The sequence below is a fragment of the Thermus sp. NMX2.A1 genome (assembly GCF_000511705.1).
GTDB classification, from domain to species: Bacteria; Deinococcota; Deinococci; order Deinococcales; family Thermaceae; genus Thermus; species Thermus scotoductus.
This window is the reverse complement of record NZ_ATNI01000074.1, coordinates 24,524-45,364: the sequence shown is the minus strand read 5'-3', so window position 1 is coordinate 45,364 and position 20,841 is coordinate 24,524. Positions and strand designations below refer to the sequence as shown.

The window sequence follows — 20,841 nt, the reverse complement described above, 5'->3', positions numbered from 1 at the left end:
CACCAACACGCGAGCGATCAGCTTCTTCATCTTCATCCCTCCTTTTCTTAGAGCTCCCGGGGGGTTGGCCCCGTTTGCTTGTCTTCCACTTTAGGGGGAGTGCTCAACGCTGTCAAGAGGTAAAGAATAGGTATGTACACGGCAAAAATAGGCGCTCCACCAACAATTTTCTGGATAAAATCAAATTTACACTACCCAGCCTAGCACATCCCTGGCCAGCTGGGTAGTACCCTGGGGAGCGAGGGGGGACCTTCCGGGTTGGGGGGAATGCCCTTAAAAAAACAGGCAGGCCGTGGAGCCCCTGCTCCCACGGCCTGCCCAATACATCTTTTGGAATACACCCCGTAAATTCACCGGCAATATCCTCCTAAAAATCAATGCCTTCTGCGCCGAGAAATCTTTTATCTGAATGCCCACCCGGAATCCGTAGGGTTTCCTTCCAGGTTCCCACCCCCTTGAGGGGTAGTGTAGCAAAAGGGTCAATCCCGGGTAGGAACAAAGGAAAGCCGCCCTCTTCAGGAGGGCGGTTTGGCTTTCTCCCTGGTGCCGAGGGGCGGAATCGAACCGCCGACACTGCGATTTTCAGTCGCATGCTCTACCAACTGAGCTACCTCGGCCTGGCGGCCCCGACGGGACTCGAACCCGCGATCTCCCACGTGACAGGCGGGTGTGTTAACCAACTACACCACGGGGCCTTAGGTTGTTGCCGGGTCGGGGGCGTCCGACCGGGCACTTAGGATGATAGCCGGGGGAAAGGGCGGTGTCAAGCTTAAGCTGGAGCGAGGTCTTCGCCTACCACAGGACCCGGAAGGGCATAGGGAAGCGTAGCCTCTTGGTGGACCGGGGGGAGTCGGGGTACCGGAATGTTTTCTTGCCCGATGGCCGCATCCTCTACCAGGGGGAGGGCAAGCGGGGAAACCAGGAGCCCGTTGGGGGAAATCTTTGCCTGCTTTTGGCCCAGAAAAGAGGCACCCCGCTTAGGGTCTTCCTCCGGGAGCGGCCCGGTCTCTGGCGGGACCTGGGGTGCTACCGGGTGGAGGGGCACCGGTATGCCCTTCTCCCGGAAGAGGGGCGGTGGGTGTACTGGTTTACCCTTGCCCCTTGTGGATGCGAAGAAGGCCTTTAAGGGTTAGGTCCTCGTCCACCACGTCAAAGGAAGGGCAGAGATCCCTTAGGGTTTCCGCAAAGCCCCCGGTGGCGATCACCAGGGCTTCTCCGGCTTCCTCCTTGAAGCGGCGCACCATGCCCTCCACCAAGGCGGCATAGCCCAGGACCAGGCCCGAGCGCAGGGCGTCCAGGGTGTTCTTGCCCACCACCTGGGTGGGAGGGACCAGGTCTATGCGGGGGAGCTTGGCGGTCCTGGCCGCCAGGGCGTCGGCGGCGGTCTGGGGGCCGATGGTGATGGCCCCGCCCAGGTAGCGGTTGGGGGCCTCTACCAGGTCAAAGGTGGTGGCGGTGCCGAAGTCCACCACGATGTAGCGGCCCGTGGGGCTTTCGTAGCCCAAAGCGCCCACGGCGTTCACCAGGCGGTCGGTGCCAGCTTCCTTGGGGTTGTCTATGCACACCTCGAGCCCTGTGGCCCCGGCATCCACCACCTGGGCTTTGATGCTGAAGAGCTTCTCTATGGCTTCCTTCATCTCCCTCTCCACGGGGGGCACCACGCTGGAGAGGAGGGCGGCATTGGGAGGGGGGAGGTTTTCCAGGGCGAAGAGATTTCTTAGCATTACCCGGTACTCGCTTTCCATGCGCATCCGATCGGTGTGGATGCGGAAGTGGGCGACGAGATCCTCCCCGGAGAAGACCCCAAGGGCGGTGGAGGTGTTGCCGATGTCTATGGCTAGGAGCATGGCGCTTAGCCTTGGGTCTCTTGGCCTTCTTCCCAGGGCTCCAGCACCACCTTGACGGTGATCTCGGCGTTGAGGCTGGCGGAAACGGAGCAGTACTTGGTGTGGGAAAGGTGGGCGGCGCGCTCGAGGGCCTCCAGGGTCACGTTGGGCCCTGAGGCGATGTGGGTGACGGTGATGTGGGTGTAGCGCCTGGGGTGGGTTTCCGCCCGGATGCCCTCCACCTCCACCCGGTAGCGGGCCAGGGGCTGCTTTTTCTTCTTCATGATGTCCACCACGTCGTAGGCGGTGCAGGCCCCTAGGGCCATGAGGAGGAGCTCCATGGGACGGGGGCCGGTGGCGGGCTGGTCCCCGTCGATCATCACCTTGTCCCCTTGCTCGTTCATTCCCAGGAAGCGGTGGCCTACCAGATGGTGGATCACGACCTTCTTCGTCATGAGCCGGATTTTATCAGGCTTTAACCTTTCCCGCTAGAATGGGCGTAGATGCGGGTATTGCTTCTGGTTTTTGCCTTGGTATGGAGCCTGGCCTGGGCCTTTCCCCGCGTGGGGGTACACGAGGGCTTTACCCGCCTGGTCTTTGACCTGCCCTCTAAGGAGGTACAACATACCCTTTCTCAGGAAAACGGCCAACTGGTTTTGGTCTTGAAGGGGGTTAAGGCATCTCCCTTGGACCAGGTGGTGAACTCCCCGGAGGTGGTTTCCATAGAGACCATCCCGGAGGGGGAAGGGGTGCGGGTGGTGGTGCGCCTGAAGGGGCCGGTGGAGGCCAAGGTGGTGCGCTATACCGACCCTGACCGGTTGGTGGTGGACTTAACGCTCAAGAAGGAGGCCGCTTCCCCGGCCAAGCCTGCTTCGGACCCCCCCCGCAACCGACCCCCCAAGCCGCCCAAACCCGTGGTCCTCCTGGACCCTGGCCACGGGGGGGTGGACCCGGGGATGGTGGGGTATGTGGTGGAAAAAGAGGTGGTACTGGATGTGGCCCTTCGCCTCAAGCGCCTGCTGGAAAGGGAGGGAATAGAGGTGCGCCTCACCCGGGACCGGGATATGCACCTGTCCCCGGACAAGCGGGAGGACCTTTCCCGGCGGGCGGCCCTGGCGGATAGCTCCCAGGTGAACCTTTTTATCTCCCTCCACGTGAACGCCACGCCCACCCGCACCGCCCAAGGGGTGGAGGTGTTTTACTTTGGCCGGGCCCAGGATGCCCGGGTTTTGACCCAAGTGATCCGGGAAAACGGCGGCGGGGAGTTGGGAAAGCGCCTTACCCAGGAGGCCCGTACCGTGGCGGAGAGAATCCTTTCCGACATCGTGGCCCAGGCCAACCAGCGCTACAGCCAGCGCCTTGCGGAAACCTTAGGGAGGAAGCTTTCCCAGACCACAGGGAGCCCCTTCCGGGGGACCTTCCCGGGCGACTTCTTCGTGCTTCGCTACGCCAAGGTACCGGCGGTCTTGGTGGAGATGGGCTTTGGGGACCATCCGGCAGAGGGGCGAAGGCTTGCCGACCCGGCCTACCGGGAGAAGGTGGCCCAGGGGCTTCTTTCCGGGATCCTTACCTTCCTGGCCAACGGGGCCTATGCCCGCTGAGGGCTAGGGAGGGGGAAGGGAAGGCTCAGTCCGGTCTGGGATCGGGGCCAGGAGGGCAGGCGTTGAGCCCTAGAGTGGGTTCGGGGTTCCAGGCCACGGGTTTCCAGGTTAGGGAGAGGGCACTGGGCCTAGCCCTGAAGGGCAACCAGGGAAGCCGTAGGGCCTCGAAGCGGTAAGCCAGGGGTCTACCCACCTGTTCCTCCAGGTTCAGGACCAAACCCTCTCCCTGGAAAAGGGAGCGGTAGGAGTACCCGTAGGCCAAAGGAGGATCCAGGGCGCGCAAGGAGGCCATGGGACCCCCTGCGTGCTGGGCTCCCTGTGGGCCGATCCAGAGGCCCTCCAAAACCCCGTCCACCTCCGCCTCCCCCACCAGGAAGGCCCCGCGCCAGACCCTGAGATAGTCAAAGCCAGGGCGGCGAAGGAGCCGGGCCTTTCCCTGGCTAAGGCCCAGCCAGTCCAAAAGGAGCCCCTCGGAATCCCCGCTTACCTCCAGCCGGCCCACTGCCCCTCTTTCTCCCAGGAAGCGGAGATAGTCGTTCTCCGGCCAGCCGCTACGGTACCCGTAGGCCCAGGGCTGCTTGGGGCGGGCCACCGGAAAGCCCAGAAGGAAGCCGTCAAATCCTCCCGCTCCCTCCACCCGGCCCACCAGGAAAAGAACGCCCTGTCGGTACAAGCCCCCATAGGCGTACCCCTGGCCGGGCAGGGGAAGGTGGAAGGCCCTTTCCCCAAGCAGGTCTAGCACCAAAGCCTCCCAGCCCCCAGGGCCCATATACCCTCCCCAGGCGAAGCGGCCATCCGTTCCCCAGAGGATCCCCTGGCCGCCGGCTTCGGCCCAAAGGGGCTTCCCGTTGGGGTCCAGCCCCACTCGGAGGAGGCTCTTTCCCAGGTGGCCCACGGCCAGGAACCCCTCGGGTGTACGGGCGAGCCCATAGAAGGCGGAGTCCTTCTTTGCCAGAATGTGGGCTCCCTCCTGGGTCACCACCAGGGCTTGGTGGCCCCCCTCCACCAGAAGCCGCCCCACCGCCACCTCCCCCAGCCCTGCGAAAAGGGCGGAGCCCAGAAGGGTGGAGAGGATCCAGCAGGAAGCCATTTCAAGGGAAGGGAAACCCCTCGAGGGCCTCCTTTGCCGAGGGGAAGCGTTCCTTGGGGGATTTGGCCAGGAGGCGCTCCAGATAGGCCTGCTGCGGAGGGGCCAGGCCGGGGACAGGGGGAACGGGTTCCTGGAGGTGGCCGAGGAGGACCTCCTCCGGCCTCCCCACAAAGGGATGTTCCCCGGAGAGGATCCAGTACAGGATGATGCCCGCGGCGTACACATCCGCCTCGGGGCCCGGGCTTTGCCCCAGGACCTGTTCGGGGGCCAGGTAGGGAAGGGTACCCACCCTTAAGGGTTTCTTGAAGGCCTCGAGGGCTGGCCCCGAGAGGTCAAAGTCCACCAGCTTGGCCTCGTCCGTTCCCGCCACGATGATGTTCTCCGGCTTCACATCCCGATGCACCAAGCCCTTTCCGTGCATGTGGGCGAGGGCCAGGAGGAGCTGGCGGAAGACGTATAAGGCCCGAGGGCGCTCGGGGCGGCGCCCCATCCAGCGCCCCATCTCCTCCCCAGGGGCGTAGGCCAGAAGAAGGGCGGGGCCTTCCTCGAGGTCCAGGCTCTCCAGAACCGGGTTCAGGTTGGGGTGGGAAAGCTGCTTCCCTACCCAGAACTCCCGATTCCGCCTGGCCTCGGCTCCCCTGGGGAAGACCTTGAGGGCGTAAGGGGTGCCGAAGCGGTCGAAGGCCAGGTAGACGGTGGCCAAGGCGCCCTGGCCCAAGGGGCGCACCACCCGGTATCGGTTCAGAAGGACCTTCCCCGCCAGGCTCACCGCCTCCACTATATCCAGCCCTCACCTCTTTCACCCAGAAGCCGTTAGGATTTTTGGCGTGCGCGGTTTGGCGCTTTCCGGTGGGGGGGCCAGGGGGCTTGCCCACATCGGGGCCCTCGAGGTCTTCCTGGAAGCGGGTTTGGACTTCCAGGTGGTGGCGGGGACCAGCATGGGGGCCATCGTGGGGGCGCTTTTCGCCGCGGGCAAAACCCCGGAGGAGATGCTGGCCTTAGCCCGCCGGACCCCCTGGCTTGGCCTTTTGGGCTTCTCGCCCCGGGAGGGGATCTTTTCCCGGCGAAAGCTATTGGACTTCCTAGCGGAACACCTGCCCAAGAGCTTTGACGCGCTGAAGAAGCCCCTGGCGGTCACCGCCGTGGACTTGGTTTCGGGGAGGCTTCTTTTTCTCACCCAGGGGGATCTGCCAAGCGCCATCCTGGCCTCCGCCGCTTATCCGGGGCTTCTTGCCCCGGTGGAGCGGGAGGGGCAAATCCTCTTTGATGGGGGGGTCCTGGACAACCTGCCGGTGGACGCCGCCCGCCTTTTGGGGGCCACAGAGGTCTGGGCCGTGGATGTCACGCCGGAGCGGGAGGTGGCAGGGGCTCCCAGGGGCCTTCTGGCCCTGGCCCGGCGGGCGGTGGACCTCATGCAGCTCCACCTCACCTCGGTCCGCCTCACCCTGTATGCCCCCGAGGTGTATGTGCGGCCCCATCTGGCTGGGGTGGGTATAGAGGACTTCCGCCGGCTGGAGGAGATTGTGGAAGCAGGGCGTAAGGCGGCAAGGCAAGTCATAAAGGGTAGAGTGGGAGGGGTATGAAGGCGTTTTGGGAGTATCTTTTCAAGGAGTGGTTCCGCCAGGTGGGGGAAGCCCTCCTGGTGGCGTTTTTGGTCACCACCTTTGTCTTCACCACCGTGGGGGTGGTGGGGCAGAGCATGTTTCCCACCCTGCAAAACGGGGAGCGGGTTTTGGTGCCCAAGTGGGAAACCTGGTTGGTGCGCTTCGGCCTGATGGATTGGCGAAGGGGGGAGATCGCCATCCTGAAACCTCCGGAGGGCACCCCAAACGCCACCGCCCGCTTTCCCATCCTGGGCTTTAGCTTCAGGGCCTTCTTCATCAAGCGCATCGTGGCGGTACCCGGGGACGAGGTCTATGTGGAGCGGGGAGTGGTGTACGTCAACGGCAAGCCCCTGGACGAGAGGCACATCACCGACCGCATCGCTCCCTGGCCCGACTCTTTCCCCGGGGTGTGCTACAAGGACGGGCGCATGACCCGAATCCTCACCCAGCAAGGGGATTTCCCGGTGGAGCTTCTTCCCGCCTATTTGAAACCCCTTAGGGAGATGCTTCTGCCCCCTTCCCAGGAGGTCCTGGCCCGAAGCCGCCTCACCGAGGCCTGCGAGGTGGGGAAAATCCGCCTCAAGAAGGGGTACTACTTCGTCATGGGGGATAACCGTACCCTGGGGGGTTCTGAGGACTCCCGTACCTTTGGTCCGGTGCACATGAGGGCCATAGGTGGGAGGGCCAGCTTCGTGTGGTGGCCCATCTTCGTGTGGGAGGAGGGGAAGATTCGCCTGAACCTGAGGAGGCTTTCCCCACCCCCCGCCTACCAGGTGCCCTGAAGCACGGCCACCACCAACCGGCCGGGGCCGTGCACCCCTTTGACCATCACCTGGCCGATGTCGGCGCTTTTGGAGGGGCCAGAGTGAAGGCCTATGGCGCTGGGAAGGGATTTCAGGTCCAAAAAGGACTCGAGGAGGCTGGGATAAACCCGCTCTTCCTCCACCAGGACCAGGTGAACGGGGGGCAAGAGCTGGGCCCTCCTGCCATCCTCCGAGGAAAGGGCCACGGTACCCGTTTCCGCCACGGCGAAGAGGGCCCGGGAAACCCCTAAGGGGGCCTCTTCGGGAGGAAGCTCCGGCAGGAGGCGGAGGGCGTCGGGTACCCCTTTGCCGTAAGCGGCCCCGGGAAGTCCCTGGGCTAGGTCAGCAAGAAGCTTCCTGGCCCCTTCCTTATCCACGAGGTGGCCTTCAGCCCCGTTCTCCACCAGGCGTTTTAGGAAAAACTCCAGGGGATCTTGGGAAAAAGCCGGGTGGGGATGCTCGGGGAGAAGGGCCTTGGGCCTTTCCTTAAGGGCATGCCGTATGCGGCTTAGGATGCGGGATTTGGCGTCCATGGCCTTACTCCTTGAGTTCCTGCCAAAGCTCGTGGAAGGGCTTGGGGCTGGGCCGTAAGGGACCCCGTCCTTCGGTCCAGGCCTTAAGAAGGGGAAGGAGGTCCTGGGGCAGGGGGAGGCCCCTTAAGGCCTTGGAGAAAAGCCGGTAGAGGCTTGGGCTTTGCATCACCTTGGAAAAGGCCTGCATGGCACCTTTTTCCCAGGTGGGGGCGAGGCCCCGCTCCACCGCTCTCTGCCGCCAGGTGAGGAGAAGCTTGGGGATGGGGATCTTCACCGGGCAGGCTTCGTAGCAGGCTCCGCAGAGGGTGGAGGCGTAGGGAAGGGGGTAGGTGTCCTCGAGGCCCAGGAGCCCGGGGTCCAGAACCGCCCCGATGGGCCCCGAGTAGACGTAGCCGTAGGGGTGCCCCCCGGTCTGGCGGTAGACGGGGCAGGCGTTCAGGCAGGCCCCGCAACGGAGGCACCGCAAGACCTCCCAGGCCTCGGGGTCGTGGAGAAGGGTGGTGCGGCCGTGGTCCACCAGGACCACGTGGACCTCCCTAGGCCCCTCCTCTCCCTCCTTCGCCGGGCCCTGGATGAGGGAGACGTAGGTGGAAAGCCGCTGCCCCGTGGCCGCCCGGGCGGTGAGGGGGAGGAAGAGGGCCAGGTCGGCAAAGCGGGGGAGGAGCTTTTCGATCCCCACGAAGGCCACGTGCACCCTGGGGAGGCTGGTGGAAAGGCGGATGTTCCCCTCGTTCTCCATGAGGGCCAGGGTACCGGTTTCCGCCACCAGGAAGTTGGCCCCGCTGATGCCCAGGTCGGCAGTGAGGAAGGCTTCCCGCAGGACCTTCCTGGCCACGGCGGCCAGGGCCTCGGGGGAGGCGTCCAGGGGGGTACCGAAGCGCTGGTGGAAAAGCCTTTGGATGTCGGTAAGGGCCAGGTGGATGGCCGGGCCTACGATGTGGCTTGGAGGTTCCCCCAGGAGCTGGATCAGGTATTCCCCGAGATCGGTTTCGTACACCTCCACCCCCAGGGACTCGAGAAGAGGGTTCACCCCAAGCTCCTCCGTGAGCATGCTCTTGGCCTTCACCGCCCGCTTCACCCCGTGGCGGGCCACGATCTCCCTCAGGATGCGGTGGGCTTCCTCTGGGCCTTCCGCCCAGTGCACCCGGACACCCTTTTCCTGTAGCCGCTTTTCCGCTAGCTCCAGGTAATGGTCCAGGTGGGTGAGGAGGTGGTCCTTGACCCTCCTGGCCCTTTCCCGCCAGGCCTCGGCGTCGATCTCCTGGTAAGCTCTCTTGCGGTTGGCCTCGAAGTGCAGGGTGGCTCCGGTGACCGCCTCCCGCACCCCGGGGTGTTCCCTTAGGAGCCTGGCGGCTTCCTTGGGGTAGAGCTTGGCCTTAACCTGCATACGCCTCCCATAGAAGGGTGGCCAGGGGAACCACCCGCATGTTCCTTCCCTGCTTGCCCATGCGTCCGGTTAAGTGGAGGAGGCAGCCGGCGTCCGTGGAGGTGAGGGCATCCGCCTTGGGCAGGGTGGAGATCTTGCGGTCGGCCATGGCCAGGGAGACCTCGGGAAGCTTCACCGAGAAGAGCCCCCCAAAGCCGCAGCACTCCTCCGCCGCCTCCCAGGGGAGGATCTCCGCCCCGCTGTTTTTCAGGAGCAAAAGGGGTTCCTCCTGGACCCCAAGCTCCCTCAAGGCGTGGCAGCCGTGGTGGTAGGCTATGGTTTTCCCCTGAAGCCCCTTCCCCAGCTCGGTCACGCCCAGCACCCGCACCAGGAACCGGGATAGCTCGTAGGTCTTCTCCGAAAGCCTAAGGGCTTCCCCGTCCCCGGGAAGAAGCTCGAGGTAGTGGTTTTTCACCATGCTGGCACAGCTTCCCGAGGGCAGGACCACGTACTCGGCATCCTGGAAGATGCCTACGGTCCGCTGGGCCAGGGACCGGGCCTCGTTCCAGTGGCCGGCGTTGAAGGCAGGCTGGCCGCAGCAGGTCTGCTCCTTGGGGAAGTCCACCTCCACCCCTAAGGCCCTCAGGAGGCGTACCGTGGCCACCCCCGCTTCCGCGTAGAACTGATCGGCCAGGCAGGTGATGAAGAGGGCTACCCGCATTTGCCCCTATACTAACGGCTTGGCCAGACCAAGGGGGCTTGACTGCTCGCGGGGGTTGGAACAAACGCCTTGACCCTACCCCCAGGGGGGTGTATAATCCCAGGAACGACGTGCATACCTTTGCCTACACCAGACCCCGAGCGTAAAGAAGGAGCCCCAAGATGACCTGGAAGGAAGCCTACCCGGATATCCCCTTAGGCCAGGATGCCTGCGGCATCATCGCCATGGCGGAAAAAAGCGGCAAGCCCTCCCACCGCATCGTGCGGAGGACCCTGGAAAGCCTGTACCGCATGGCCCACCGGGCAGGGGCCATCCGGGGAGAAGGGGATGGGACAGGCATCCAGACCGATATCCCCCGGGAGCTATGGACCCGCTTCCTGGAGGAGGCGGGGCTCGAGCCGGAGCTGGCCTTTAACCCCCGCTTCTTCGTGGGGCACTTTTTCCTGCCCAAAACCGAGGCGGGGCGCCTCGAGGAGTTCTACGAGCTCCTGAGGCGGGAGGGCCAGCCCCTTGGGGTGCGCCCGGTCCTCTTCCGCCGGGGGGAGGTGGTGAGCGAGGTTCTGGGCCCCGTGGGCCGTCGCACGGAGCCCATCTTCCTCCAGGTGGCGGGGCTTAGCCCCGATGGGGACGGTCCCCTGTGGGAGCTGGGCCTGAGGCTCGAGGCCAGCTTCCCCGTCCACGTGGTTTCCCTTTCCACCTACAGCGTGGTCTACAAGGTGCGGGGGGCGGCGGAGCTTTTGAAGCGCTACTACCCCGAGCTTTCCCGCCCCGAGTTTAAGAGCGCCATTGCCCTTGGGCACAACCGCTACTCCACCAACACCCTCTCCACCTTCGAGCAGGTCCAGCCCTTTGGCCTTCTGGGCCACAACGGGGAGATCAATACCATCGAGCGCCTCAGGCGGGAGCTGGATTACCTGGGCATCCCCCGCACCGGGGGCTCGGACTCCCAGGACCTGAACCGCATGCTGGAGGGGCTCATCTACCGCTACGGGCTTTCCCTGCCCGAGGCCATGGACCTGGTCTTCCCCCCTGTGCTGGGGGAGGTGAAGGGGCTCGCCCCTGAGCTTCAGGACCTGTACCTGGCCCTGCGCCAGCGCTTTGGCCCCCTGGCCCAGGGGCCTGCCGCCATCGTGAGCCGCCACCGGGACGAGGCGGTCTTCGCCACCGACGCCATGGGCTTGAGGCCCCTCTGGCAGTTCGAAACGCCTTACGAGATCGTCTTCTCCTCCGAAAGGGGGGTTTTCAACGCCGAGGAGTTTGTGGGCGAACCCAAGCCCCTGGCTCCCGGGGAAAAGGTTTACCTGCGCCTGACCCCGGAGGGCCCCCGGGTCCTTCCCTTTGACCGCCACCAGCGCCTGGTGCTGGAGCGGATCGCCGCCCGCACCCCGGTGGCAGGGTACCGGGTCCACCTTTCGGGGCCCATCCGCCAGGCTCCGCCCCCCGTGGCCGGGGGGAGCGAGCCCCAGGTGGAGGAGAAGCCGGCCCCGCCCCCGTTGGGCTTGGAGCGGGCCTTCGGCTGGGACCGGTGGGATGGAGCTTACCTCGAGGCCCTGACCAAGACCGGCAACGAGCCCATCGGCTCCCTGGGCTACGACGGTCCCCTGGCCGCCTTGAACCCGGAGAAGCCCAACCTCTCCGAGTTCTTCAAGGAGACCGTGGCGGTGGTGACCAACCCGGCCATCGACCGGGAGCGGGAAATCGAGCACTTCTCCACCCGCACCCTCCTGGGCCGGCGCCCTCTTCCCGACGGACGGGGTGGGGGAAGGGTGGAGGAGCTTCTTTTGCCCATCGTTTTGGAGGAGGACCAGGGCCTGGCGGAAGGCTTCGGCACCCTGACCCTGGGTGAGGTGAAATCCCGCTTCAAGACCGCCACCCTCGTGCCCCAGTTCGGTGTGGAGGAGGGGCTTCTTCTTGGGCTTAAGCGCCTGGAGGAGGAGGCGGTTAAGGCGGTGGAGGAAGGGGCCGAGGTCCTCATCCTCTCCGACCGGGGGGCCTTCCAGGGTGGGATCTGGATCGATATCGGCCTGGCGGTGGCGGCGGTGAACCGGGCCCTCATGAAGCGGGATGCCGAGGGGATCGCCCTGAGGCGGCGTACCTCCATCCTGGTGCACTCGGGAGGGGTGAGGAACCTTCACGACGTGGCCTTCCTCCTGGGCCTGGGGGCGGAGGCGGTGGCCCCCTGGCTTCTTGAGGAGAAGGCCCGGGCCCTGGAGGGGAGGAAGGGGGTGGCCAATGTCCTCGAGGCCCTGCGCAAGGGCCTGGAGAAGGTCATCTCCACCATGGGCATCCACGAGCTTCGGGGCTACGGGAAGATCTTCAGCGCCATCGGGCTCAAGCCGGAGCTGGCCGAGTACTTCGGCACCCGGAACTTCCTGGGTTCGGAGACCGGAGGATACGGCTTTTTGGAGCTGGAGCGCACCCTTTTGGAGCGGGAGGGCTTCTTCCGGGCGGAGAAGGTCATGCCCGCCAAGGACTTCCGCTTCAACCCCAGGATCTACAAGGCGGCCCAGGAGGTGGCAAGCGGCCAGGCCCCTTATAGCCACTTCCAGGAAAAGGTCCGCTCCTTGGAACGGGAAAGCCCGGTGGCGGCCAGGCAGCTTCTGGAGGTGCGCTTCCCCGAAAGGAGCGAGGTTTCCCCCGAGGAGGTGGACCTTTCCGTGGGGGGCCACTCCCTGCCCTTCCTGATCAGCGCCATGAGCTTCGGTTCCCAAGGGGAGGCCTCCTTCCGCGCCTATGTGGAGGCGGCCAAGCGCCTCAACATGCTCTGCATCAACGGGGAAGGTGGGGAGATCCCCGACATGCTGGGCAAGTACACCCACTGGCGCGGCCAGCAGGTGGCCTCGGGCCGGTTTGGCGTCCACGCCTACATGCTGAACTCCGCCGCGGTCATCGAGATCAAGATCGGCCAGGGGGCCAAGCCGGGGGAGGGAGGGCACCTGCCGGGGAAGAAGGTTTCCCCCAAGGTGGCCGCCGCCCGCAACGCCGTGCCCGGGGTGGACCTCATCAGCCCCTCCAACAACCACGACCTCTACTCCATCGAGGACTTAGCCCAGCTCATCGAAGAGCTGAAGACGGTGAACCCCAAGGCCCTGGTTTCCGTGAAGGTGCCCGTCATCCCCGGGATCGGCACCATCGCCGTGGGAATCGCCAAGGCGGGGGCGGATGTCATCACCCTCTCGGGGTTTGAGGGGGGGACGGGGGCGGCCAGGCTCCATGCCCTCAAGTATGCGGGGCTTCCCGTGGAGATCGGGGTGCGGCGGGCCCACCGGGCCTTGGTGCGGGCCGGGCTTCGCGACCGGGTGGAGATCTGGGCGGATGGTGGCCTTAAGACCGCCTACGATGTGCTCCGCATGGTCCTTCTGGGGGCGGACCGGGTGGGCATGGCCACCATGGCCATGGTGGCCATCGGCTGCACCATCTGCCGGGGATGCCAGCTGGATACCTGCCACGTGGGCATCACCACCCAGATCGAGACGCTGGAGGAGGCTTTGGCCCACGGGCTAAAGCGCTTCGTGCCCCAGGACCTGGACCGGGCGGTGGAGCACCTCACCCGTTTCTTTGAGGCCAAGGGGGAGGCCCTGCGTGAGCTGGTGGCCGCCTTGGGGGCCCGCTCCCTTCGGGAGCTGAGGGGCCGGGTGGACCTCCTCTACCAGCGGGACCACCTGGAGGAGCTGGACCTTTCCTACTTCTTCCTGCCCGTGGAGGAGCCCGAGTGGCTTAAGGACACCTCGGCCCATGTGCTGAGGAAGCCCTTGAACCAGCTCACCCGCACCATCACCGAGGTGGTGATGGGGGCTTATGGGGAGGGAAGCCGCAAGCTGGTCTTCCAGGAGGGCCCGGTGAACTCCACCGACCGCGCCCTGGGGGCCCACCTGGCAGGGGAGATCGCAAGAAGGCGGCTTTACGGCAAGGGCTTTGACGCCGAGGTGGAGCTCCGCTTTGATGCGGGAAGCGTGGCCGGGAATGGCCTGGCGGCCTTTAACCTCGAGGGCATGAAGGTGGTGGTGGAAGGAGGGGCCCAGGACGGGGTGGCCAAGAGCGCCTTTGGGGGCACCGTGGCCATCCTCAAGGGCCGGAACCCCTACGGGGCCTATGTGGATGGCTCCGTGGGCAAGAGCTTCGCCTACGGGGCCATAGGGGGCCTCCTCATCGTGGAGGGGGTGGCGGATAGCCGCTTCTGCATCCGGCTTTCCGGGGCGGATGTCATCCTGGGCGGGGAGCCGGAAAGGCCCCTGAGGGACGAGCTCGGCAACCTGGCGGCCCGGGCCCAGGCCAAGGGGTTTGCCTTTGAGTACATGACCCGGGGGCGGGCCTTGGTCCTGGGGGACCCCGGGCCCTGGATCTGCTCGGGCATGACTGGGGGGCGGGTCTACCTCCGCCACTGGCCAGAGATGGGCCTCACGGAGGAGGCCATGAAGCGCCGCCTGGCCAAGGGGGCCAAGGTGGCGGTGAAGCCCCTGGACCTGAGGGGGATAGAGGATGTGCGGGAGCTTCTTTCCGCCTACATCCGGGTCCTCAAGGAGGCCAAGCGGGAGGAGAAGGCGGCCCGCCTGGAGAAGCTTCTGGAGGATCCTGCCCAGCACTTCCGCATGGTGGAGCCCGTGAACCAGCAGGTGGAGCAGGGGGTGAGCACGGAGTAATCTCTACTCTGATGATCCGGCTGGGTTGCCCCCCAGGGGAGCCTTATCCCCTGGGGTCTTTGCCCTAGACGAAGGGGGGTGGGGAAAGGTACATTTGTCCCGTGGACCCCGGGGCCCTTCTGGACCTTCTCAAGCGGCGCACTGGCTTTACCGAGGAACATGCGGCCATGCTCCGCGAACTGGGGGCCCTTATGATTCCCCTGGCCCCCGAGGTGGCCTTGGCCTTTTACGACTACCTGGGCCGGGATAAGGAGCTGGGGGCCATCCTCCATGCCGTCCCTGGAAGGGTGGAGCGGCTTTATGGCACCTTTGCCCGCTGGTATGCCGAGCTCTTCGGGGGCACCTACGACCGGGTCTATGCGGAAGGCCGCAGGCGGATTGGCCTGGTGCACGCCCGGTTTGGCATCGGCCCCAGGGCTATGGTTCCGGCCATAGGCATCGTGCAGGAACTCTCCCTCGAGCACCTGCGCACCGCCCTCCGTGGCCCGGAGGTCTACAGCGCGGTGGAGGCTTTTGAGAAGATCATCGCCATAGAGATTGCCCTTATTGAGGAAAGCTACCTCGAGGCCCTCTCCCTGGGCCTGGCCCTTGGCCACCGGGACCTGAAGGAGGCCTTGGCCCAAGGGGCGGCTGCCCTTTTGCAGGCGGGCCACTCCTAGGGCTCCCGGGCCAGGTCGTTGAAGCGCACGTGGGCGGCGTGGAACTGGAGTTCCACCGTGCCCGTGGGGCCGTTTCGCTGTTTGCCCACGATGATCTCGGCGATCCCCGCCTTTTCCGAGTGGGGGTTATAGTACTCGTCCCGGTAGATGAACATCACGAGGTCCGCATCCTGCTCGATGGAGTTGTGGACGATGATGTTGTTGGCAATGAAGTTGTGTAAGCCAGGGACAGTGAGGTCAAATACTTCCTCTATTCCGTCTGGCTGGATGGAGGCTACCTTGTCCCAGTAAACATCGCTGGTAGCCATCTGGCTTAAGGCCACCGATTTCACAGCGTGGGCCATTCGCACGGCCCGGTCCCGGCTTAGGTTTTGCCTAAAGAGCGTGCTGCCTGCGTAGGCCATGCCCACGGCGCGGTAGAGTTCCCGCTGGGAAAGCCCTGATGCCTGCTGCAGAGTGTGACGGGGTAGGGCACAACCATCCCCGATGAGGTGCCCGAGAAGGGCGAGTTCCTCGTCCCCAAGGGTTTGTTGGGTGGCCACATCTAGCCTCCGAGGTAAGGCTACCCAATCCCCAGGCCGAAGCTCATCCAGGCGCTTCCATCCCTTTGAGGTTAGGAACTTGTGGTTGGCGGTGGCGCGGATTTGGCGTCCCAGTTGCGTGGTGAGGGCGAAGACCGGTTTTACCCCTGTGGCAAAGGCCCGGCTTACCATGGCTGCTTCCAGCTTCATGGTGGCTTCGTTAAGGGCCAAAACGTGAAACCCGGACCTGCCTACCAGTTCGCGTATGGGTTTTCTTGAGCCATCGGCCAGCTGGACTAAGGTGTCTCCAGCCAAGCAACCCGACTCTCGCAAGTCCGAAAGCATGGGGCGCTTGTTGGGCCTGGCCTCCACCGCCCGGGAAAGCTGGCTTAGGGCGATCACGGGCACGTTGAGCTCCCGGGCGAGGGCCTTAAGCCCGCGGGAGATGGCGGCGATCTCCTGCTGCCGGTTCTCCCCCTGCTTGCCCGCCCCGGGGCCGGACATGAGCTGGAGGTAATCGATGATGAGAAGGCCCACCTCGTACTGGCTTCTAAGCCGCCTGGCCCGGGCCCTGAGCTCCATCAGGGTGAGGTCTGGGGTGTCGTCGATGTAGATGGGGGCTTCGGAAAGCCTTCCCGCCACGTCCACCAGGCGGGAGAAGTCGCGGTCCGTGAGCTGGCCCAGGCGCACCCGGTTCATGTCGATGCGGGCTTCCGAGCACATGAGGCGCAGGGTGAGCTGGGAGGCGGGCATCTCCAGGGAGTAGATGCCCACCCCAATGCCCTCCTTCAAGGCGGCGTGCTGGGCGATGGTGAGGGCAAAGGCGGTCTTTCCCATAGCGGGGCGGGCGGCGATGATGTTTAAGGAGCCCGGGGCCAAGGTACCGATGAGCTGGTCCAGTTCCTTGAAGCCGGTGCGGACCCCGGAGACCTCCCCCTTGTTCTGGAAGAGGGCCTCGATGTGCTCAAAGGTTTCGTGGACCAGCTCCCGGATGGAGCGGGCCTCGGTTTCCGTCTGGGTGAGGGCCACCTCGAGGATCTTCTTGCCCGCGGTGTCCAGGATCTCGTCCAGGCTTCCCGCCTCCTCGTAGGCCAGGCGCATGGCCTCGCCTGCCGCTTGGATGAGCTTTCGTAGGGTCCATTTCTCCGCCACGATGCGGGCGTAGTGCTCCGCGTAGGCGGCAGTGGGGGTGGCCTCGGAAAGCTGGACCAGGTAGCTGACCCCTCCCAGGGCTTCCAGCTCCCCCCGGCGGGATAGCTCCTCCGCCAGGGTCACCAGGTCCACGGGCTTCCCCTGGGACCTGAGGGTCTGCATGGCGGCGTAGATCTTGCGGTGGGCCTCCGCGTAAAAGGCCTCGGGGGAGGGGAGGAGGCCTTCCAGCTCGTCCAGCACATCGGAATCCAGGAGAATGGCCCCCAGGACGCTCTGTTCCGCCTCGAGGTTGTGGGGGGGAATACGGCCTTCCATACCCATAGGCCTTACCAGGCTACGCCCACCCCCCCGGGTTTTGCCAGGGGCCTATACCTAAGGGAAGCCTTGGCTTGCCAAGGCCTTTGGTTTTCTCACCTTTTTCCCTTAGGGTGGGGGTGTGCGGTGGCTTCTGGTCCTTTCCTGGATTGCCTTTACCTCTTGCCGGAGCCAGGCTTTGCCTGAGCCCTTTGCCAGCCTGGAAAGGGGCGTGGCGGAGGAGGTGCGCCAGGTGGCCCTGGGCGGTGAAGGGTATGCCCGGATGCTTTCGGGCTGGTTGCTTGTGGACCGGGAGGAGGTGCCCCTGGCAGAACGGGCGGAGTATGCCTGGCGCTACGCCCTCTTCCTGGAGGGGGTTAAGGCCTTTGAGCCGGGCTGGGAGGCCAAGGATGCTTGGCGAAAGGCGGCCCGCCTTCTCCTAGAAGCCCAAGACCCCCGGGCCTTTTCCGCCTGGGAGAGGCTTCTTCCGGAAAGGGAGGCGGTGGCCGCCCTCCTTTCCCTGGGGGAGGGGGAGAGGCTTTGGGAAGCCCTCTTCCAGGGGCGGGCCTACGAGGCTCTTTTGCAGGTTCTTCCCCTGGGGGTGCGTCCCGACCTCCGCGCCCAGGCCCTTTTCCGGCTAGGGCGCTATGGGGAGGCTTTGCCCTTTTACCGGGAGTGGGCCAGGCGGGACCCCAGGGGGTACCTGGGCCTGGGTTACGCCCTGTGGCGGCTTGGGCGAAGGGCTGCTTCCCCGTCAGGGGAACACCTCGAGGAGGCCCTGGAGGCCTTGGCTCGCTATGACCACCCGGAAAGCCGCTACGCCCAGGGGCGGATCCTGGAGGAAATGGGAAGGATCCTCGAGGCGGTGGAGGCCTACCGGCGAAGCACCCCAGAAGGCCTCTGGCGGGCCGCGGGAATCCTGGAGCGCCAAGGCCTCGTGCGCCAAGCCCTGGCCCTCTACCTGGACCTAGGCCGGGGGGGTAGCCCTTATGCCGACGACGCTGCCCTTCGGGCCTACTTCCTGGCGGGGGAGCTGGGCTTAGCCGAATCCCGGAGGGAAGCCCTGAACCTGGTGCAGGGTGGGCTGGGCCTTCTTCTGGGGAAGGAGCCTCTTCCTCCACCCCCGGCCCCTTCTTCCTCGCCGCCTCCCGAGGCTTCCCTGGTGGAGGCCCTGGTGGCTTTCGGCAAGGAGGCCTGGGCCCGGGGGGTGGTGCGCTACGCCCTTTGGCAAAGGCCTGGGGACTGGCCTGCCCTGGTCCCTCTCCTTTACCGCCTGGGGGCCTACCGGGAGGGCATCCGGGCCGCCTGGCCCACGGCCTTGGCCTACCCCCGCCCCTACCGGGAATGGGTGGAGGGCTATGCCGGGAAGGAGGGCTTAGACCCCAACCTGCTTTATGCCCTCCTCCACGTGGAAAGCCGCTTTGACCCCCTGGCGGTAAGCCCCACGGGGGCCTTGGGCCTGGGCCAGTTCCTAAGGAGCACCTGGGAGGATGTGGCCCGGATGCTGGGAGAGCCTCCTGCCGATCCCTTTGACCCCGAGGCCAGCATCCGCTACGCCGCCCGCTATCTGCGCTGGCTTATGGATAGGTGCGCCGCCTATAGGGGCCTGGAACAGGTGGCCTGCGCCGTAACCGCCTATAACGGAGGCGTTGGCTACACCCTGAGGGGCATTGCCCGGGAAGGTGGTCTTTACGCCTTCCTTCGCTTCCAGGAGCGGGATGAGCCCCGGGAGTACCTGGCTAAGGTGCTTTCCGCCTACGCCGCCTACCGGGCTATTCCTTAGCCTGGCGCAGCTCCTTCTCCGTCCAGGCGATGAGGGGCTTGAGGGCGAAGGGGGCGAAGAGGGTGGTGAGGACCACCATGAAGAGCACGATGGCGTACTCCTCCTCGTTCACCGCCCCTGCTGCCAGCCCTAGGGCCGCTACGATCAAACCCACCTCCCCCCGGGGGGCCATGCCTACCCCCACGGTGAGGGCCGAGCGGACTCCTTGGGTAAGGGCTCCCAGGAACCCACCCAGTACCTTGCCCAGGATGGCGATAACTGTCACTACACTGCCTGCCACCAAGGTGGCGGGGGAGATGAGGGCGGAAAGCTCCAACCGTACCCCCACCATGGCGAAGAAGATGGGGGCCAGGAAGCTTTCTATGGCGAAGACCGGTTCCTCGAGGCGGTACTTTTCCCGCACCTCGGAGAGGAGCATCCCGCCCAGGAAGGCCCCCACGATGGGGGCCAGGCCGATGGAGGCCGCCAGGGCAGCCATGCCGATTCCCAAAGCCAGGGCGAAGCCCATGGGGCTGCCCACGGGGAGTTTTTCTAAGGGCAAGCGGGCGAAAAGGGGCGAGAGGGCCACGGCCAGGCCCACGAAGACCACGGAAAGGAGGATGAGCTGCAGGATGGCCCCTGTTTCCACCTGCCCTGTTTTGGCCACCCCGTTCACCACCGCCAGGACGATGAGGCCCAGGACGTCGTCAATGACCGCAGCCCCCAGGATGATGCGGGCGTAGGGGCGGGAAAGCACCCCAAGTTCCTGCAACACCCTAGCGGTGATCCCCACGCTGGTGGCCACCAAGGCGGTGCCGAGAAAAAGGGAGGGCAGGGTGGCAAAGCCGATTTGGAGACCAAATAGGTACCCTCCCACGAAGGGGAAGGCCACCCCCAAGACCGCCACCAAAAGGGCTTCCTTGCCCACGGCCAGGATGTCCTTTAGCCGGGTTTCAAGGCCTACCATGAAAAGGAGGAAGATGGCCCCAAGCTCGGCGATGAACTCCAAAATCTCTCCTTCGTGGACCAGGCCCAGGAGGGCGGGGCCCACCAGGATACCGGCCAGCACCTCCCCGATAACCACGGGTTGGTTCAGGCGCTTGAAGAGGAAGGCCATGACCTGGGCGGCCAGGATGAGGTAGAAGACCTCCAGGATGTGCCCAGCTCCGTGCATCACCGCCTCCTTAGGATGAGCTTGAGGAAGTCGCTCCGGGTGAGGATGCCCACCACCCTATTGCCCTGGTCCACCACCGGCAGGTGGCGCACCTCGCTGGTGAGGAGGGTTTGCAAAGCCGTTCCCACCGGGTCCTCGGGATGCAGGCGGGGGATATCCGTGCGCATCACCGCCTTTACCGGCGTTTTCTGGTAGCGCCGGTAGATATCCTCCAAAAACTCCCCATCTACCCACTCCCCGAAAAGCTGCAGGGCCTCCACATCGGAGAAGGGGATGTTTTCGGGGTGGGGGAGGAGTTCCTCCACCTGGAGTAGCCCCAGCAAGCATCCCTCTCGGTCCACCACAGGAAGGCTACCGTAGCGCTTCTCCAGGATGCGCCGGGCCGCTTCCTCGAGGGTGGCCTCCGGCCCGATGGTGTCGGGGTTTGGGGTCATGAGTTCGGCTACCTTCATGGGCTAAAGTTTACCAGCGCCGCCACCTGGGGGCAAAGCGCCGGGCCATGAGGGCGCCGAAAAGGAACCCCCCCAGGTGGGCCCACCAGGCCACCCCGGGTAGGCCCAAAAGCCCCTGGAAGAGTTGAAGAAAGGCCCAGTACCCGATGTAGAACCCCGCGGGGAAGGTGACGAAGAGGGGGAAGACGAAGAGGATCACCGAGACCACGTAGGCCCTGGGGAAGAGGATGTAATACGCCCCCAGCACCGCCGAGACCGCCCCGCTGGCCCCGATCATGGGGATGGTGGAGGTGAGGGAGAAAAGCCCCTGGGCCAAGGCGGCGGCCAGCCCCCCCAGGAGGTAGAAGAGGAGGAAGCGCCCGTGGCCCATGCGGTCCTCCACGTTGTCCCCGAAGACCCAGAGGAACCACATATTGGAAAGAATATGAAAAAAGCTCCCGTGGAGGAACATGCTGGTGAGGAGGCGGTAGCCTTGGCCCACAGGGTCCTGAAAGAACAAGGCGGGGATAAAGCCGTAGGCCTGGGCAGACCACTCCAGGCCCACGGAAAGTTGCCACAAAAAGGCTAAGGCGTTAAAGAACACCAGGCCCTTGACCACGAAAGCGGGCCGGCGGGCATGGTTGATGTCGTAGAGGGGAAACAC

At 65.1% G+C, this 20,841-nt stretch carries 18 protein-coding genes and 2 tRNA genes; 7 read left to right on the top strand and 13 right to left on the bottom strand.

The features are described 5' to 3' along the window. Positions 1-541: 541 nt before the first annotated feature. Positions 542-617, bottom strand: a tRNA-Phe gene (locus tag TNMX_RS08035). Between the two features lies 1 nt (position 618). After that, a tRNA-Asp gene (locus TNMX_RS08030) sits at positions 619-695 on the bottom strand. A gap of 65 nt (positions 696-760) precedes the next feature. Here TNMX_RS08030 and TNMX_RS08025 point away from each other — a divergent pair. Then, entirely contained in the window at positions 761-1,126 is a 366-nt protein-coding gene (locus tag TNMX_RS08025; protein WP_038031129.1) for a hypothetical protein, read from the top strand. Here TNMX_RS08025 and TNMX_RS08020 read toward each other — a convergent pair. Both TNMX_RS08020 and TNMX_RS08015 read right to left on the bottom strand, forming a co-directional pair. Then, the gene (locus TNMX_RS08020; protein WP_038031127.1) at positions 1,089-1,847 is read right to left on the bottom strand and encodes a type III pantothenate kinase; all 759 of its coding nucleotides are present in this window, start codon (positions 1,845-1,847) and stop codon (positions 1,089-1,091) included. The genes TNMX_RS08025 and TNMX_RS08020 overlap by 38 nt on opposite strands. Positions 1,848-1,852: 5 nt before the next feature. Beyond that, positions 1,853-2,281: an OsmC family protein gene (locus TNMX_RS08015; RefSeq protein WP_026328999.1), complete on the bottom strand. Its 429-nt coding sequence runs from the start codon at positions 2,279-2,281 to the stop codon at positions 1,853-1,855. Between the two features lie 48 nt (positions 2,282-2,329). Here TNMX_RS08015 and TNMX_RS08010 point away from each other — a divergent pair, with 48 nt between their 5' ends. Continuing rightward, positions 2,330-3,427 (top strand): N-acetylmuramoyl-L-alanine amidase, encoded by a 1,098-nt coding sequence (locus TNMX_RS08010; protein ID WP_038031124.1) that lies wholly within the window; start codon positions 2,330-2,332, stop codon positions 3,425-3,427. A 25-nt stretch (positions 3,428-3,452) separates the two neighbouring features. Here TNMX_RS08010 and TNMX_RS08005 read toward each other — a convergent pair whose 3' ends face one another. Continuing rightward, positions 3,453-4,517, bottom strand: a complete 1,065-nt coding sequence (locus TNMX_RS08005; protein ID WP_038031122.1) for a hypothetical protein — start codon at positions 4,515-4,517, stop codon at positions 3,453-3,455. A 1-nt stretch (position 4,518) separates the two neighbouring features. After that, positions 4,519-5,295 (bottom strand): serine/threonine-protein kinase, encoded by a 777-nt coding sequence (locus TNMX_RS08000; RefSeq protein ID WP_038031120.1) that lies wholly within the window; start codon positions 5,293-5,295, stop codon positions 4,519-4,521. A 49-nt stretch (positions 5,296-5,344) separates the two neighbouring features. On the opposite strand from TNMX_RS08000, the gene TNMX_RS07995 reads away from it, so the two are divergent. Both TNMX_RS07995 and lepB read left to right on the top strand, forming a co-directional pair. After that, a complete protein-coding gene (locus TNMX_RS07995) occupies positions 5,345-6,100 on the top strand; it encodes a patatin-like phospholipase family protein (protein WP_015717924.1) in 756 nt (251 codons plus the stop codon). Beyond that, positions 6,097-6,903, top strand: a complete 807-nt coding sequence (gene lepB / locus TNMX_RS07990; protein ID WP_038031118.1) for a signal peptidase I — start codon at positions 6,097-6,099, stop codon at positions 6,901-6,903. The genes TNMX_RS07995 and lepB overlap by 4 nt, the downstream gene beginning before the upstream one ends. Here lepB and TNMX_RS07985 read toward each other — a convergent pair. The 3 genes from TNMX_RS07985 to TNMX_RS07975 are packed head-to-tail and all read right to left on the bottom strand — an operon-like array spanning position 6,888 to position 9,544. Beyond that, entirely contained in the window at positions 6,888-7,457 is a 570-nt protein-coding gene (locus tag TNMX_RS07985; RefSeq protein ID WP_015717922.1) for a lactate utilization protein, read from the bottom strand. The genes lepB and TNMX_RS07985 overlap by 16 nt on opposite strands. Before the next feature lie 4 nt (positions 7,458-7,461). Further along, positions 7,462-8,844 carry a LutB/LldF family L-lactate oxidation iron-sulfur protein gene (locus TNMX_RS07980; RefSeq protein ID WP_015717921.1) on the bottom strand — a complete coding sequence of 461 codons (1,383 nt, stop codon included), beginning with the start codon at positions 8,842-8,844 and terminating at the stop codon, positions 7,462-7,464. Continuing rightward, the gene (locus tag TNMX_RS07975) at positions 8,834-9,544 is read right to left on the bottom strand and encodes a (Fe-S)-binding protein (RefSeq protein WP_015717920.1); all 711 of its coding nucleotides are present in this window, start codon (positions 9,542-9,544) and stop codon (positions 8,834-8,836) included. The genes TNMX_RS07980 and TNMX_RS07975 overlap by 11 nt, the downstream gene beginning before the upstream one ends. Positions 9,545-9,705: 161 nt before the next feature. Here TNMX_RS07975 and TNMX_RS07970 point away from each other — a divergent pair, with 161 nt between their 5' ends. Together TNMX_RS07970 and TNMX_RS07965 are read left to right on the top strand one after the other, a co-directional pair. After that, positions 9,706-14,184, top strand: a complete 4,479-nt coding sequence (locus TNMX_RS07970; protein ID WP_038031116.1) for a glutamate synthase-related protein — start codon at positions 9,706-9,708, stop codon at positions 14,182-14,184. A 101-nt stretch (positions 14,185-14,285) separates the two neighbouring features. Next, the gene (locus TNMX_RS07965) at positions 14,286-14,843 is read left to right on the top strand and encodes a protoglobin domain-containing protein (protein ID WP_038031114.1); all 558 of its coding nucleotides are present in this window, start codon (positions 14,286-14,288) and stop codon (positions 14,841-14,843) included. Here the strand turns inward: TNMX_RS07965 and dnaB are convergent. Further along, positions 14,840-16,831 carry a replicative DNA helicase gene (gene dnaB, locus TNMX_RS07960; RefSeq protein WP_038031112.1) on the bottom strand — a complete coding sequence of 664 codons (1,992 nt, stop codon included), beginning with the start codon at positions 16,829-16,831 and terminating at the stop codon, positions 14,840-14,842. The two genes, TNMX_RS07965 and dnaB, sit on opposite strands and share 4 nt — an antisense overlap. Positions 16,832-16,952: 121 nt before the next feature. Here dnaB and TNMX_RS07955 point away from each other — a divergent pair, with 121 nt between their 5' ends. Then, complete coding sequence (locus TNMX_RS07955; RefSeq protein WP_038031111.1) at positions 16,953-18,593, top strand: transglycosylase SLT domain-containing protein; 1,641 nt, start codon at positions 16,953-16,955, stop codon at positions 18,591-18,593. Here the strand turns inward: TNMX_RS07955 and TNMX_RS07950 are convergent. The 3 genes from TNMX_RS07950 to TNMX_RS07940 are packed head-to-tail and all read right to left on the bottom strand — an operon-like array spanning position 18,583 to position 20,841. Then, complete coding sequence (locus tag TNMX_RS07950) at positions 18,583-19,746, bottom strand: cation:proton antiporter (RefSeq protein WP_038031109.1); 1,164 nt, start codon at positions 19,744-19,746, stop codon at positions 18,583-18,585. The genes TNMX_RS07955 and TNMX_RS07950 overlap by 11 nt on opposite strands. Next, complete coding sequence (locus TNMX_RS07945; RefSeq protein WP_038031108.1) at positions 19,746-20,198, bottom strand: HPP family protein; 453 nt, start codon at positions 20,196-20,198, stop codon at positions 19,746-19,748. The genes TNMX_RS07950 and TNMX_RS07945 overlap by 1 nt, the downstream gene beginning before the upstream one ends. 10 nt (positions 20,199-20,208) lie before the next feature. Next, entirely contained in the window at positions 20,209-20,841 is a 633-nt protein-coding gene (locus TNMX_RS07940; RefSeq protein WP_038031106.1) for a rhomboid family intramembrane serine protease, read from the bottom strand.

Excerpts from the sequence above, each read along its gene's own strand:
- TNMX_RS08020 (WP_038031127.1), bottom strand. The coding sequence starts at position 1,847 with ATGCTCCTAGCCATAGACATCGGCAACACCTCCACCGCCCTTGGGGTC.
- TNMX_RS08015 (WP_026328999.1), bottom strand. The coding sequence starts at position 2,281 with ATGACGAAGAAGGTCGTGATCCACCATCTGGTAGGCCACCGCTTCCTG.
- TNMX_RS08010 (WP_038031124.1), top strand. The coding sequence starts at position 2,330 with ATGCGGGTATTGCTTCTGGTTTTTGCCTTGGTATGGAGCCTGGCCTGG.
- TNMX_RS08005 (WP_038031122.1), bottom strand. The coding sequence starts at position 4,517 with ATGGCTTCCTGCTGGATCCTCTCCACCCTTCTGGGCTCCGCCCTTTTC.
- lepB (WP_038031118.1), top strand. The coding sequence starts at position 6,097 with ATGAAGGCGTTTTGGGAGTATCTTTTCAAGGAGTGGTTCCGCCAGGTG.
- TNMX_RS07985 (WP_015717922.1), bottom strand. The coding sequence starts at position 7,457 with ATGGACGCCAAATCCCGCATCCTAAGCCGCATACGGCATGCCCTTAAG.
- TNMX_RS07980 (WP_015717921.1), bottom strand. The coding sequence starts at position 8,844 with ATGCAGGTTAAGGCCAAGCTCTACCCCAAGGAAGCCGCCAGGCTCCTA.
- TNMX_RS07975 (WP_015717920.1), bottom strand. The coding sequence starts at position 9,544 with ATGCGGGTAGCCCTCTTCATCACCTGCCTGGCCGATCAGTTCTACGCG.
- TNMX_RS07970 (WP_038031116.1), top strand. The coding sequence starts at position 9,706 with ATGACCTGGAAGGAAGCCTACCCGGATATCCCCTTAGGCCAGGATGCC.
- dnaB (WP_038031112.1), bottom strand. The coding sequence starts at position 16,831 with ATGGAAGGCCGTATTCCCCCCCACAACCTCGAGGCGGAACAGAGCGTC.
- TNMX_RS07950 (WP_038031109.1), bottom strand. The coding sequence starts at position 19,746 with ATGCACGGAGCTGGGCACATCCTGGAGGTCTTCTACCTCATCCTGGCC.
- TNMX_RS07945 (WP_038031108.1), bottom strand. The coding sequence starts at position 20,198 with ATGAAGGTAGCCGAACTCATGACCCCAAACCCCGACACCATCGGGCCG.